The sequence below is a fragment of the Streptomyces sp. NPDC002057 genome (genome assembly GCF_040296665.1).
Lineage (GTDB): Bacteria > Actinomycetota > Actinomycetes > Streptomycetales > Streptomycetaceae > Streptomyces.
Genome location: NZ_JBEOXR010000027.1, coordinates 14,074 through 27,305, shown reverse-complemented (window position 1 = coordinate 27,305; position 13,232 = coordinate 14,074). Strand labels below are relative to the sequence as shown.

The 13,232-nt window shown below is 72.8% G+C and carries 13 protein-coding genes; 8 read left to right on the top strand and 5 right to left on the bottom strand.

Annotation, left to right across the window (positions count from 1 at the left end; translation table 11 throughout):
• Nucleotides 1-129: 129 nt before the first annotated feature.
• Together ABT129_RS21320 and ABT129_RS21315 are read left to right on the top strand one after the other, a co-directional pair.
• Entirely contained in the window at nt 130-2,166 is a 2,037-nt protein-coding gene (locus ABT129_RS21320) for a HelD family protein (protein WP_351903839.1), read from the top strand.
• Between the two features lie 110 nt (nt 2,167-2,276).
• Nucleotides 2,277-2,849 carry a dihydrofolate reductase family protein gene (locus ABT129_RS21315; RefSeq protein WP_351903643.1) on the top strand — a complete coding sequence of 191 codons (573 nt, stop codon included), beginning with the start codon at nt 2,277-2,279 and terminating at the stop codon, nt 2,847-2,849.
• 79 nt (nt 2,850-2,928) lie between these two features.
• Here the strand turns inward: ABT129_RS21315 and ABT129_RS21310 are convergent, their stop codons facing one another.
• The 5 genes from ABT129_RS21310 to ABT129_RS21290 all read right to left on the bottom strand — a co-directional run bounded on the left by ABT129_RS21310 (nt 2,929) and on the right by ABT129_RS21290 (nt 7,753).
• The gene (locus tag ABT129_RS21310; RefSeq protein WP_351903640.1) at nt 2,929-3,834 is read right to left on the bottom strand and encodes an aminoglycoside phosphotransferase family protein; all 906 of its coding nucleotides are present in this window, start codon (nt 3,832-3,834) and stop codon (nt 2,929-2,931) included.
• 122 nt (nt 3,835-3,956) lie between these two features.
• Nucleotides 3,957-4,652 (bottom strand): copper homeostasis protein CutC, encoded by a 696-nt coding sequence (locus ABT129_RS21305; RefSeq protein ID WP_351903637.1) that lies wholly within the window; start codon nt 4,650-4,652, stop codon nt 3,957-3,959.
• Nucleotides 4,649-6,079 (bottom strand): zinc ribbon domain-containing protein, encoded by a 1,431-nt coding sequence (locus tag ABT129_RS21300; RefSeq protein ID WP_351903634.1) that lies wholly within the window; start codon nt 6,077-6,079, stop codon nt 4,649-4,651. The genes ABT129_RS21305 and ABT129_RS21300 overlap by 4 nt, the downstream gene beginning before the upstream one ends.
• A complete protein-coding gene (locus tag ABT129_RS21295; RefSeq protein WP_351903631.1) occupies nt 6,076-6,687 on the bottom strand; it encodes an IS607 family transposase in 612 nt (203 codons plus the stop codon). Before ABT129_RS21295 ends, ABT129_RS21300 begins: the two co-directional genes overlap by 4 nt.
• A gap of 88 nt (nt 6,688-6,775) precedes the next feature.
• Nucleotides 6,776-7,753 (bottom strand): DUF8832 domain-containing protein, encoded by a 978-nt coding sequence (locus tag ABT129_RS21290; protein WP_351903628.1) that lies wholly within the window; start codon nt 7,751-7,753, stop codon nt 6,776-6,778.
• 182 nt (nt 7,754-7,935) lie between these two features.
• Here ABT129_RS21290 and ABT129_RS21285 point away from each other — a divergent pair, with 182 nt between their 5' ends.
• The 6 genes from ABT129_RS21285 to ABT129_RS21260 all read left to right on the top strand — a co-directional run bounded on the left by ABT129_RS21285 (nt 7,936) and on the right by ABT129_RS21260 (nt 13,110).
• Nucleotides 7,936-8,220 carry a heavy-metal-associated domain-containing protein gene (locus ABT129_RS21285; RefSeq protein ID WP_351903625.1) on the top strand — a complete coding sequence of 95 codons (285 nt, stop codon included), beginning with the start codon at nt 7,936-7,938 and terminating at the stop codon, nt 8,218-8,220.
• A gap of 264 nt (nt 8,221-8,484) precedes the next feature.
• Nucleotides 8,485-10,752: a heavy metal translocating P-type ATPase gene (locus tag ABT129_RS21280; protein WP_351903623.1), complete on the top strand. Its 2,268-nt coding sequence runs from the start codon at nt 8,485-8,487 to the stop codon at nt 10,750-10,752.
• 38 nt (nt 10,753-10,790) lie between these two features.
• Nucleotides 10,791-11,072 carry a metal-sensitive transcriptional regulator gene (locus ABT129_RS21275; protein ID WP_015035316.1) on the top strand — a complete coding sequence of 94 codons (282 nt, stop codon included), beginning with the start codon at nt 10,791-10,793 and terminating at the stop codon, nt 11,070-11,072.
• A gap of 108 nt (nt 11,073-11,180) precedes the next feature.
• Nucleotides 11,181-11,573, top strand: coding sequence for a BlaI/MecI/CopY family transcriptional regulator (locus ABT129_RS21270; RefSeq protein ID WP_351903833.1), 393 nt, complete (start codon nt 11,181-11,183; stop codon nt 11,571-11,573).
• Nucleotides 11,570-12,481, top strand: coding sequence for a M56 family metallopeptidase (locus tag ABT129_RS21265; RefSeq protein WP_351903620.1), 912 nt, complete (start codon nt 11,570-11,572; stop codon nt 12,479-12,481). The genes ABT129_RS21270 and ABT129_RS21265 overlap by 4 nt, the downstream gene beginning before the upstream one ends.
• 146 nt (nt 12,482-12,627) lie before the next feature.
• Nucleotides 12,628-13,110 (top strand): GNAT family N-acetyltransferase, encoded by a 483-nt coding sequence (locus tag ABT129_RS21260; protein ID WP_351903617.1) that lies wholly within the window; start codon nt 12,628-12,630, stop codon nt 13,108-13,110.
• The last annotated feature ends 122 nt before the right edge of the window (nt 13,111-13,232 follow it).

The window sequence follows — 13,232 nt, the reverse complement described above, 5'->3', positions numbered from 1 at the left end:
CCGCCTCCCTCCGTGGAGAGCCGCCGCCCGGTCGGTAACCGGCGGCCACCTCGCCGTGACCTCGCATCTGTGCGTCCACGCCCGCGTGGATCCGTGTACCCGAGCCGGAGGCTCCTCGTGTCCGTGTCCCTGCCCGTAACCGACGACGATCCCCTCGCGCGCGAGCGCGCCCACCTGGCCTCGTCCCGCGCCGCCCTGCGCGCGATGCGCGAGGACGTGGAGGCGCTCGACATCAAGGACGTCACCGCGAACTGGGTCAACGCCGTCATCCTGGAGCGGCAGATCGAGGACCGCATCAAGGCGCTCGCCGACCTGTCCGGCCTCCCGCTGTTCTTCGGGCGGCTCGACTACCTGCACACCACGCAGGAAGGGCAACGCTTCTACATCGGGCGCCGGCACGTCCACGACGCCGACGGCGACCCCATGGTGATCGACTGGCGCGCGCCGGTCTCCCAGCCGTACTACCAGGCGTCGAAGAAGGACCCGCAGGACGTCGGCCTGCGCCGCCGCTTCGGGTACACGGGCGGCGAGCTCACCGCCTACGAGGACGAGCACCTCTCCGACCCGGAGGAGCTGGAGCGGACCAGCCGGCTGCTCCAGGCCGAGATCGAACGGCCCCGCGTCGGCCCCATGCGGGACATCGTCGCCACGATCCAGCCGGAGCAGGACGGGATCGTCCGCTCCGACCTGACGGGGACGGTGTGCGTGCAGGGAGGCCCCGGTACCGGAAAGACGGCCGTCGGCCTGCACCGTGTCGCGTACCTCCTCTACGCGCACCGGGAGCGGCTGGCCCGCACCGGCACCCTGGTCATCGGGCCGAACCGCTCCTTCCTCCACTACATCGAGCAGGTCCTCCCCGCCCTGGGCGAGCTGGAGGTCAAGCAGGCCACGGTCGACGATCTCGTCGCGCACGTCGAGGTGCGGGGCGCGGACGAGGCGGCGACGGCGGTCGCCAAGGGCGACGCCCGGATGGCGGAGGTGCTGCGGCGGGCGGTCCGCTCGCACGTGGCGCTGCCGAAGGAGTCCCTCATGGTGGTGCGCGGTTCGCGCCGCTGGCGGGTGCCCGCGCACGAACTGGAGGAGATCGTGCGCGAGTTGATGGAGCGCGACATCCGGTACGGGGCCGCCCGCGAGGCGCTTCCGCAGCGCATCGCGCACGCCGTCCTGGTCCGGATGGAGCAGGCGGGCGAGGCGCCCGACGACCGGGTGCAGAACGCGGTCGCGCGGAACACGGCGGTGAAGGCCGTCGTGAAGGAGTGCTGGCCGCTGGTGGAGCCCGCGAAGCTGGTGCTGCGCCTGCTGAGCGACCCCGAGTTCCTGGCCGAGCACGCCGAGGGGCTGTTCACCGAGGACGAGCAGAAGCTGCTGCTGTGGCAGAAGCCCGCCCGGAGCGTGCGGACCGCGAAGTGGTCGGCGGCGGACGCGGTCCTCATCGACGAGGCCCGGGACCTGGTGGAGCGGACGCACTCGCTCGGGCACGTCGTCCTCGACGAGGCGCAGGACCTGTCCCCCATGCAGTACCGGGCGGTGGGCCGGCGCTGCACGACCGGTTCGGCGACGATCCTCGGCGACCTGGCGCAGGGCACGACCCCGTGGGCGACGGAGAGCTGGGCGGAGGCCCTCGGGCACCTGGGGAAGCCCGAGGCGCTGGTGGAGGAGCTGACCGCCGGCTTCCGTGTGCCGCGCGAGGTCATCGCGTACGCCTCGCGGCTCCTTCCGCACATGTCGCCGGGGCTGGCGCCCGTCGAGTCGGTGCGGGAGAACCCCGGTTCGCTGGAGCTGCGGCACGCGGCTTCCCCCGAGGACCTCGACGCGGCCGCCGTCGCGGCCTGCGTCGACGCGCTCGGCCACGAGGGCTCGATCGGTCTGATCGCGGCGGACGCGCGGATCGCCCCCCTCGCGGAGGCGCTGACGGCGGCCGGACACGCGTACCTCTCCCCCGGCGAGGAGACCACGGCCGAGTCCCGGCTGACCCTGGTCCCGGCCACCCTCGCGAAGGGCCTGGAGTACGACTACGTCGTCCTGGACGAACCGGCGGCGGTCGTCGACGGCGAGCCCGACGAGCGGACCGGCCTGCGCCGGCTGTACGTGGCGCTGACCCGTGCCGTGTCCGGCCTGACGATCGTCCACTCCGCCCCGGTACCCGCCCAGTTGGATCAGCCCTGATTCCTCCGATGAGTTTCCGCGCCACCCGCGGTCTCCAGGTGTGTACGTTGCAGGTGCCGCCGGGCCAGTGACCGGCGGCGACACCGGTCGCCACCCACGGGAGAACCCAGATGCGCACCCTGATCAGTTCCGCCTTCGTCTCGCTCGACGGTGTCGTGGAGGCCCCCGGCGGCGAGTCCGGCTACCGGAACGCGGGCTGGACCTTCAAGCACCTGGAGTTCCTCCCGGAGGCGTACGCGATCAAGGGCGCGGAGCAGGAGGAGGCCACGGCGATGCTGCTCGGCCGGGTCAGCTACGAGGCGTTCAGCACGGTGTGGCCGGGCATGGAGGACTTCGCGGGCTACAAGGCGATGCCGAAGTACGTGGTGTCGACGACCCTCGCCGAGGACGAGCTGGTGGACGACTGGGGCCCGATCTCGGTCCTGCGCTCGCTCGACGAGGTCGCCGCGCTGAAGCGGACCGAGGGCGGCCCGATCATCGTGCACGGCAGCGCGAGCCTCAACCGGGCGCTCTCGGACGCCGGTCTGATCGACCGGTACCACCTGCTCGTCTTCCCGCTGCTCCTCGGCGCGGGCAAGCGGCTGTTCAGCGCGTCGGACAAGGACGCGCGGACGCTGAAGCTCGTCGAGCACGAGGTGTACGCCAACGGCATCCAGAAGAACGTGTTCGACGTCGTCCGCTGACCCCGGCCCGCCCCGGCCCCGGCCCCGACCTGAACCCGGCCCACCCGGGCCCCGGCCCCGGTCCTCGGCCGGGCCCGGATCAGGACGCCGCGTACTCCGCGAGGGCCTCGGTGCGGGTACGGCGGGCCACCGCCGCGAGGACCTTGTTGGTCTCCCGGTACTCGTGCTCGGTCGACAGGCCCCAGGCCAGGGCCCAGCCCCGGCCGCGCGCCCAGGTCGCCCCGTCGACGCCGGCCGCCTCACGGAAGAGCGGGCGGGTGTCGGCGGTGAGCAGGGTCCAGGCGGGCAGGGTGTCGACGGCCGGGTCGCCCGTACCCAGACCCCCGAAGTCGATGACGGCGCTGAGCCGGCCGTCACGGCCCAGCAGGTTGCCCGGCAGCAGGTCGCCGTGGACCCAGACGGGCGCGCCGTCCCACTGCGGGAGCCGCAGGACCGCCTCCCAGGAGGCGGTCGCGAGCTCCGCGTCGACCAGCCCGTCGGCCGCGAGGTCGCGGATCGCGGCCGGCAGCCGGTCCTCCACCCACGCGGTCACCGGGCCGCCCCGGAAGGAGGCCGGTCCGCCGCTCGCGTCGACGGCGCGCAGGGCGGCGCCGAAGCGCCCCAACTCGACGGCGGCGTGGGCGAGATCGGTGAGCGGGGCGTCGTACGTGTCGTCCCCGTCGAGCCAGCGGTAGACCGACCAGGGCAGCGGGAAGTCGGGTCCCGCGCCGGACCGCCCCACCGGGACGGGGACGTCCAGCGGCAGGTGCGGGGCGAGCAGGGGCAGCCAGCGCTGTTCCTTCTCGACGTGCCGGGCGGCGTACGGGGCCCGGGGCAGCCGGACGACCAGGTCGTCCCCGAGCCGGAACATCACGTTGTCCGTCCCCGCCGAGGGCACGGCCCGGACCGGCAGGCCGGCCCACTCGGGGAACCTCCCGGCGACGAGCCGTTCGACGAGCGCGGTGTCGGGGGCCGGGGGGTCGGGGTGCGTCGTACGGGCTGCCATGGCGGGGAGGCTAGCGAGCCCGGGCCTCCCCGGGCCACGCGTTTTCCGGACCGGCCCCGGGGCGTGTCCGCCCCTCGGCGTCGGATCGGGCCGGGGGGCCCGGGCCCGGCGGGAGTCGTCGGTCAGCCCTGGGAGTCGAGGGCCTCTCGCCAGACCCGGACCGCGTCCGCCGAGACGGGTGAGGCCCAGCCCTGCGGGCGGGCCGCGCCGCCGATGTGGAAGGCGTCGAGGCCCGCCGCGCGCAGTTCGGGGAGGTGGTCGAGGCGCAGGCCGCCGCCGACGAGGATCTGGGCCTCGTAGCCGGGCTCGCCCGCGCGGGCGGCCTCGGCCTTGAGGGTGGCCAGGCCGTCGTCGACGCCGGTGGCGGCACCGGCCGTCAGGTAGGTGTCGAGGCCGGGCAGGTCCGCGAGGCGCTTGCGCAGGCCGTCGCGGTCGGCGGCGCGGTCGATCGCCCGGTGGAAGGTCCAGCGGCAGCCGTCGACGACGGTGACGAGGCGCTCGACGGCGACCAGGTCGGGCTCGCCGTCCGGGGTGAGGAAGCCGAGCACGAACTCGTCGGCGCCCGCCTCGCGGAGCTCCAGGGCCCGCTCCACGAGGGCGTCGGTGTCACCGGCCGCGAATCCGTCGGTGAGGCGGAGCATCACGCGCAGCGGGATGTCGACGGCGGCGCGGATGGTGGCGAAGCCGACCCCGGACGGGGTGAGCCCGTCCGCCGCCATGTCGGTGACGAGTTCGAGCCGGTCGGCCCCACCGGTCTGGGCGGCGACCGCGTCTTCCTCGTCGAGGGCGATCACCTCAAGGACTGCACGGTTGCTCATCGAGCCCATTCCTGCTTCCTGTTCCGTGTGAGTGCTGTTCGGTTCGGATGGTTCGCTCTCCGCACCGTGGTGCTGGAGTCCTGGACCGGCAGTCTGGTCCGTCGGCGATCGGCCCGTTCCTGGATGATCCGCTTCACCCGGGTGTGAGGGGTGAGCAGGGAGATGTCGGGGTCTCCGTGTCTCTCCAGGACGTTGATCGCTGCCGCATGGTCCGCCTGCCACACCGCCCCGCACCGGGTGCAGTGAAGCCGGTCCCCTGTGCGCCTGCCGAGAACGCGGCAGCAGGGGGCGACTTGTGAGGTGTAGGCCGCATTGACCAGTGTCAGCGCAGAACCTCTGCGCTCCGACACGCTCGCCAGCGCCTCCGCCGTGACACCTTTGGTCCAGGCGGCGAGGCGACGATTGGCGTCCTTGCCCAGCCTCTTGCGGGCCGGGAGGCTTCGGGTGAGGTCTTCCGCCACGACGTGCCCGGCCCGGTCGACGACCGCGTGGACGGCCGTGAACGTGACCGATCGAGCGAGCGCCGCGAAACGGCGTCGGCGCCTGCCCCGTTTGACGGTGCCGAGGTTGTTGCGGGTGATCCTGTCGGCCTTCGCGGCGTCGCCCTCTTCGCGGGCCCGCTCGGCGACGGCACGGATCTTGGCGCGTCGGGTGTTCTTCGCCTTGAGGAAGTCCGACTCCGTACGCAGCAGTTCACCCAGGGCTTCGCCGTGGTGTCGTCCGTCCGAGTCGGTGAGGACCTCGGAGTACCCCTTGTCCACGCCGATCCTCTTCGAGCCACAGGGGCGCCGGGAGGACTTCAGTTCCCGGCCGTCGATGACGTAGTGCGCTTCCACCCGGCCGTCGCGGAGGATCAGCCGCAGAGTCCCGGTGGGCGCGACGGTGGTGTTCAGCGGGACGGCGATCGTCCTCCTCCGCACCAGGGACGGAACGGAGAGCCACACGTTCCCTCCCTCGACCAGGGTGTAGGTGCGGTACTGGTCGGAGCGCACCACGATCTGGTTCCGTACCGCGCTGCCGCCTCGGCGCCAGTGGCGCCGCATCATCCGGGACAGGTAGGAGTCCGCCGTCCAGCGGTCGTGCCGGAGCGCGGCACAACGCCGCTTGCGGGGCTCCTCGTCGGCGAAACGGCGCGAGACCGCCCGCCGGACGGGGACCTTCGCGGCCTCGCGGTTCGCCCTGATGTCGGCGAAGACGTCCCGCACGGTCTCCTTCCACGCGTTCGCCGGAACGCGGAAGCCGCGCGCGGTGCCGTCCTTCATCCACCGGTCACGGATCACGCGGTCGGTCGTGCCGACGCCCTTCAGGGAGCCGTACTGACGCCACACGAGGGTCCGTACGGATCCCAGGCGGCGGGCCTGCTCTTCGAGCCGCTGGTACTTGCCCGCGTTCAGACCTCGGCTGTACGCGATACGGGTGACCTTCACCGCAGGGGACTCCGGAGCTCGCTTCGCAGTGCTTTCTCGACGTCGCCGAGGCCGTCCACGCGATGGCTGAACGCGCTCACGACCGCCAGCAGGTCGTCGACCAGCTCCCGCCGGGGCGACAGGGATTCGATGTTGACGACGGTGAGTTCGCAGCCGTGCCGACGGGCCACGTGCTCCAGGTACTCGAAGCCGAAGCGGGCCAACCGGTCCTTGTGAGCGACCAGCAGGTGGCCGATCTTCCCGTCCTCGATGCGGTCCATCACGTCGAGCAGCCGCTCGCGGCACAGGTCCATGCCGCTGCCGATGTCCCGGAGCCACTCGTCCACCGCGATGCCACGGGCCAGACAGAACTGCTCCAGGGCGGCGACCTGGGACACCAGATCGTCCGTCTGGTCGGGTGACGACACGCGGCAGTAGGCGACGGTGATCCGCTCCTGCCGGGTGGATCCCACGTTCAGAGCCGCTCGCACATCGGCGTCGTCGAAGTACCGCTGGCCGCTGGCGGTCCGCTTGGGCGTGATGCGCCCTTCGCGCTCCCAGCGGCGCACGGTCGCGGCCGACCTGCCGATGCGTTCGGCGAACTCGCCGATGCGATAGTTGTTGCTCACAGCGCGCAACAGTACACAACTCTGTACAAGAATCCATGGCGCCGTACGCCTCCACCGCCCACAGCATAGGTCTAGTCCAATGACCAGCCTAGCCGTGCGCGTGGTCTCCCGCATCGTGCGTGGCCTCACCGGTGGCGGGGACGGATGTCTTCGCGCCACCCGTGGTGACCGTGAAGGACGCCGTCCGGACCTTGCCCTCGTGCTGGAAGTCGAGGAAGAGACGGTACGTGCCGGCGCTGGGCGCCGTCGCCGTGAAGGAGACGTCCGGGCCGGGGCCGCCCTCGTTCGGGTGCACGTGGAGGTAGGCGAGGTCGCCGGCGCGCAGGGCGACGAGGTGTCCGTACGCCCCGAGGTACGGCTCCAGGTCGTCGACGGGCTTGCCGCCCCTGGTGACGGTGAGCCGGAGTTCGCCGGCCTTGCCGGGGTCCAGGGTGCCGCCGAGGCGGACCTGGTAGCCGTCGACGGTGGCGGTCGGGGCGACGGCGGGGAGCGGCTTCGGCGCGTACGCCCCCGGGACGGAGAGGTCGGCGCCGAGCGTGACGCCCTTCGCGCCGGGCGCGGCGGGCTTGAAGTCGGCGAAGGCCTTGTAGCCGCCGGCGGCGGGGAGGTCGACGGGGGTGGTCCAGGTGCCGTCGGCCGCCTTCACGGGGTGGAGGTGGCGGAAGGTGCCGAGGTCGCGCGAGGCGACGATGAAGTGCAGCTCCTTGCCGTGTTCGGTGGTGAAGGCGGTGACCTTCTTTCCGGCCGCGTCCTTGATCGAGAACTTCAGGACGCTCTTGCCGGCGGCGGGCGTCGGGGTCTCCAGGGCGAGGGTGTAGCCGTCCTGGGAGATCTGGAGGCCGCCGGGGAGCGCGGCGGTGGCGGAGGTGTCCGCGGTCGCGCCCTCCTCGTGTCCGGCGTGCCCCTTCTCCGGCGTCCGGGAGGGCTGGGCCTCCGCGTGTTCGCCGTGGCCGCCCTCGGCGGGCCCTCCTCCGACGGGGCCGACGCCCTTCCCGACCCCGTAGGCGGTCCCGAAGGTCGCGGCGAGCGCGGCGGCAAAGGCGGTGATCTTCACTCCGGTGTTCATGGCTGCTCTCCCGTACGTGGGTGGCGTGGGTTACCGTCCGACGCACTTCACCATACCCCTGGGGGGTATCAAGTCAAGCCGGGGGAACACTTGCGGGGGATACCACCGGGGGGTATACATGGACCCACGAACCGAATACCCCCCGAGGGTATCGGACCAGGAAATCGACCGAGGAGGACGCCATGGGCTCCTGCTGCACCCCCGACAACAGCTGCTCGACCACCGCGGAGACCACCGCCGTCGCGGTCGCCGAGAGCACCGTCACCGTCTACGCCGTCTCCGGCATGACCTGCGGCCACTGCAGGACCGCGATCACCACGTCCGTCAGCGCCCTGGACGGCGTCATCTCCGTGGACGTCGACATCGCCGGCGGCCTGGTGACCGTGACCACCGGCGGCGAGCCCGACGACGCGGCGATCACGGCGGCGGTCGACGACGCGGGCTACGAGCTCACCGGCCGCGCCTGAATCGCCGAGCCACCCGTTCCCCGGGGCCGCGAGCCCGACTCCCGCGCCGAGCCCGACGCCCATACGAGTCCGCCTCCGCCCCGAGAACCCGGCGAGTGAGCCGAAGGGGCGCGGCCGGGGGAACAGCCCCGAGCGCGCGGAGCCTCCCGAGGAACGAGGGAGGCGAGCACGGTCGGGGCTGTGAGCCCGGCTGGAGCGCCCCGGTGGGGGTCCCCCCAGCGAAGCGAGGGGGAGAACCGAGCCCCAAAAAAAGAGGAGCAGGAAATGACCACGACCACACCGGGCAGTGCCCAGGTCGAGCTCGCCATCGGCGGCATGACCTGCGCCTCGTGCGCGGCCCGGATCGAGAAGAAGCTCAACCGCATGGACGGGGTCGAGGCCACCGTCAACTACGCGACCGAGAAGGCGAAGGTCACCTTCGACGCCGACATCGACGTCGCCGCGCTCATCGCCACCGTCGAGGCCACCGGCTACACCGCCGCCGAGCCCGCGCCCCCGAAGGCCGAGGCCCCCGGCGCGCCGGAGGGCCCCTCCGACGAGGAGAAGGCCGACGCGGCCCTGCGCCCCCTCAGGCAGCGGCTGATCACCGCCGTCTCGCTGGCCGTGCCGGTCATCGCGATGGCGATGGTCCCGGCGCTCCAGATCGAGTACTGGCAGTGGCTGAGCCTCACCCTCACCGCGCCCGTCGTCGTGTACGCGGCCTGGCCCTTCCACAAGGCGGCCTGGACGAACGCGAAGCACGGCGCCGCCACCATGGACACCCTGATCTCGGTCGGCACGATCGCCGCGTTCCTGTGGTCGCTGTGGGCGCTGTTCTTCGGTACGGCCGGCACGCCGGGGATGACCCACCCGTTCGAGTTCACGATCGCCCGCACCGACGGCGCCGGGAACATCTACCTGGAGGCCGCGGCCGGCGTCACCGCCTTCATCCTGGCGGGCCGGTACTTCGAGGCCCGCTCGAAGCGGAAGGCGGGCGCGGCGCTCAAGGCGCTGATGCAGCTCGGCGCCAAGGAGGTGACCGTCCTCAAGGACGGCCGCGAGGTCACCGTACCCACCGCCGAACTCCAGGCCGGAGACCGCTTCCTGGTCCGTCCGGGCGAGAAGATCGCCACCGACGGCACCGTCGTCGAGGGCTCCTCCGCCGTCGACGCCTCCATGCTCACCGGCGAGTCCGTCCCGGTCGAGGTGTCGGTCGGCGACTCCGTCACCGGCGCCACCCTGAACGCCGGCGGCCGCCTGGTCGTCCAGGCCACCCGCGTCGGCTCCGACACCCAGCTCGCCCGCATGGCGAGGCTCGTCGAGGACGCGCAGAACGGCAAGGCCGCCGCCCAGCGCCTCGCCGACAGGATCTCGGCCGTCTTCGTGCCGATCGTCATCGCGCTCGCCCTCGGCACCCTCGGCTTCTGGCTCGGCACCGGACAGGGCCTCACCGCCGCGTTCACCGCCGCCGTCGCCGTCCTGATCATCGCCTGCCCCTGCGCCCTCGGCCTGGCCACCCCGACCGCCCTCATGGTCGGCACCGGCCGCGGCGCCCAGCTCGGCATCCTCATCAAGGGCCCCGAGGTCCTGGAGACCACCCGCAAGGTCGACACGATCGTCCTGGACAAGACCGGCACCGTCACCACCGGCCGGATGACCCTCCTCAAGGTGCACACCGCCGAGGGCGTCGACGAGAGGGACGTCCTGCGGCTCGCGGGCGCCCTGGAGCACTCCTCGGAGCACCCGATCGCCCAGGCCGTCGCCACCGGTGCCGCCGCCAGGGTGGGGACGCTTCCGACCCCCGAGGACTTCGCCAACATCCCCGGACTCGGCGTGCAGGGCGTCGTCGAAGGCCACGCCGTCCTCGTCGGCCGCGAGAAGCTGCTCGACGAGTGGGCCATGGCCCTCCCCGCGGACCTCAAGTCCGCGAAGGAGACCGCCGAGAAGGCGGGCAGGACCGCCATCGCGGTCGCCTGGGACGGGGAGGCCCGCGCGGTCCTTGAGGTCGCGGACGCCGTCAAGGAGACCAGCGCCGAGGCCATCAGGCGGCTGCGCGCGCTCGGTCTGACCCCGATCCTGCTGACCGGTGACAACAAGGCGGTCGCGGAGGCCGTCGCCGCCGAGGTCGGCATCGACGAGGTCATCGCGGAGGTCATGCCGCAGGACAAGGTCGACGTCGTCAAGCGGCTCCAGGCGGAGGGGCGTTCGGTGGCCATGGTCGGCGACGGCGTCAACGACGCCGCCGCGCTCGCCCAGGCCGATCTGGGCCTGGCGATGGGCACGGGCACGGACGCCGCCATCGAGGCCGGCGACCTGACGCTCGTCCGGGGCGACCTGCGGGCCGCGGCGGACGCGATCCGGCTCTCCCGCAAGACGCTCGGCACCATCCGCTCGAACCTGTTCTGGGCCTTCGCCTACAACGTGGGGGCCCTGCCGCTCGCCGCGGCCGGACTGCTCAACCCGATGATCGCGGGCGCGGCCATGGCCTTCTCCTCGGTCTTCGTGGTCGGCAACAGCCTGCGGCTGCGGGGCTTCCAGGCCGCCGACCGCTGACGAACCCCTTCCCCCCGCCAACTTCCGAGGAGCCCGTCGTGGCCGGTTACGGACAGCACAAGGAAGACATCATCAGACGCCTGCGACGGATCGAGGGCCAGGTCAGGGGGGTGCAGCGGATGGTCGACGAGGACGTCTACTGCATCGACGTCCTCACCCAGGTCTCCGCCATCAACGCGGCCCTCCAGTCCTGTGCGGTGGCCCTGCTGGACGAGCACCTCAGCTGCTGCGTCACGGAGGCCATCGCCCAGGGCGGGGACCAGGCGAAGGTGAAGGTGGGCGAGGCGTCGAAGGCGATCGCCCGGCTCATCCGGACGTGACGGAGCGGGGGCGCGGCATCGACCGCTCCCCACCGTACCCCTGGGGGGTATATCTGAGCGGGTGAGGCGGCCCGTACGATGAGCCGCCCGCAAGGGGAGGGGATGCACGTGCGCCGGCTGGGAGAGCTGGAGGCCGAGATCATGGACCGGCTGTGGGCCTGGCAGCGGCCCGCCACGGTCCGCGAGATCGTCGACGACATCAACCGCGGCCGGCGGGTCGCCTACACGACCGTGATGACGGTCGCCGACATCCTGCACCGCAAGGGCTGGCTCCGCCGCGAGAAGGCCGGCCGGGCCTGGCTGTACGAGCCCGTCCGCGGCCGCGAGGAGTACACGGCGGGCCTGATGCGGGACGCCCTCGGCGACAGCCAGGACCGTCCCGCCGCCCTCCTCCGCTTCGTCGAGGTCATCTCCGACGAGGACATGGACGCCCTCGACGCGGCCCTCCGCGCCGCCCGCGCGGACCAGGACCCGCACCCCGGCCGCGGGGGCGGCGCGTGAACCACCACGCGCTCGTCCCGCTCGGACTCGTCGCCCTCACCGGCTTCCTGGTCCCCTGGCTGGTGGTCCGGGCGCGCTGGGCCGAGCAGGCGCCCCGGCTCGCCCTCGGCGTCTGGGCCGCCTGCGGCGCCGTCTTCGCCGCCGCGACCGCCCTGCTGCCCGCCCAGATGGTCCTGTCGGGCGAGAGCAGCCACCGGCTGGCGGACATGATGTTCACCCTGCGGCCGCCGACCCCCGCCCAACTCCTCGCCCTCGACGGGCGCGAGGGGTTCGCCCTGGCGCTCTCCCTCGCCGTCCTCTCGGTGCCCACCGCCGCGTTCGTACGGCGCCTGGTCAGGGCCCGGCGGGTGCGGGTGCGGCACGCGGGGGTGCTGCGGCTCGTCGGACGGTACGACCCCGCCCTGGGCGCCACCGTCCTCGACGACGCGCGCCCCGCCGTCTACTGCCTGCCGGGGCGCTCGCGCCGGGTCGTCGTCTCGTCCGGCGCGGTGGAGGCGCTCACCCCCGCCCAGCTCGCGGCGGCGCTCGCGCACGAGCGGGCGCACATCACGGGGCGCCACCACCTCCTCGTCGCGGCGGCCGAGGCCTTCGCGGCCGTCTTCCCGCGCCTTCCGCTGGCCCGGCACGGCGGGGACTCCGTACCCCTGCTGCTGGAGATGGCGGCGGACGACCGGGCGTTGCGCCGGTGCACGCGGGACGCGCTGGCCACCGCGCTGTACGCGCTCGCCTCGGGGCGGGCGCCCCGGTCGGCGTTCGCGGCGGGCGGGCCCTCGGCGGCGCTCCGGATGCGGCGCATCCTCACCCCGTACAGCGCCGGCCATCCCGTCCTGCGGGGACTGTTCACCATCGCGTCGGCGGGACTCGCGATGGCGCCGCTGATCGTCGCCTGCTGTTCCTTCCCCGGATAATTGACCCGGTTCACCGCCGCCGCTTGCCGAACGACCTTATTTACTAAGCGAATTCGTAGATTTCGCATCGGTCACGGACAACTGAATTCCCCGCTATTGTGGGTATGTTGGGGACCGGGCTCGGCGCGTCGAAGGGTACACAACCAATGCAGCTGGCTGGCGTTCGGACGGCCGCGGCCGGCGACGCGACACCGATATCCAGGCTGCTCGCCGACGTCATTCGGAGCAGCTACGCCGGAATCCTGGACGAAATCCCGATGCGGCGGCTGATCTCCGCACAATGCGCACTCCCCCGCATACGAGCGGAAATTGAAATTCCGGGTGGCGCACCCGGCTGGCTCGGCTGGCTCGTCGCGACCGACGCGGAGGGCACGATCGTCGGCGTCGCCGCGGGCGGTGTCCCGGTCCCGTCCGAGGGCGAGGTGTACGCCCTGGCCGTGACCTCCGGCTCCCGGCGCCGGGGTGTGGGTACGGCCCTGATGGCGGCGGCCACGGACCGGATGCGCGGCTACGGCGCGCGGGCCCAGCGGGTGGAGCTGCCGGCGGAGGCGGATCCGGCGCTGCCCTTCTACACGCACCTGGGCTTCGGGCTCCTCTCCCCCCGGCGGCTCGGCAGGGCGCTCGTCTGAGAGACCGCCCCTCCGGCGGAACGCCCCCGCGCGAGCGGGGGATCCAGGGCGTGGCAGATCCACGCCATCGCGTGTTCACGCAGCCCGATCCGGTGGATCGGGGTTCCCTCCCCAGGTCAGGA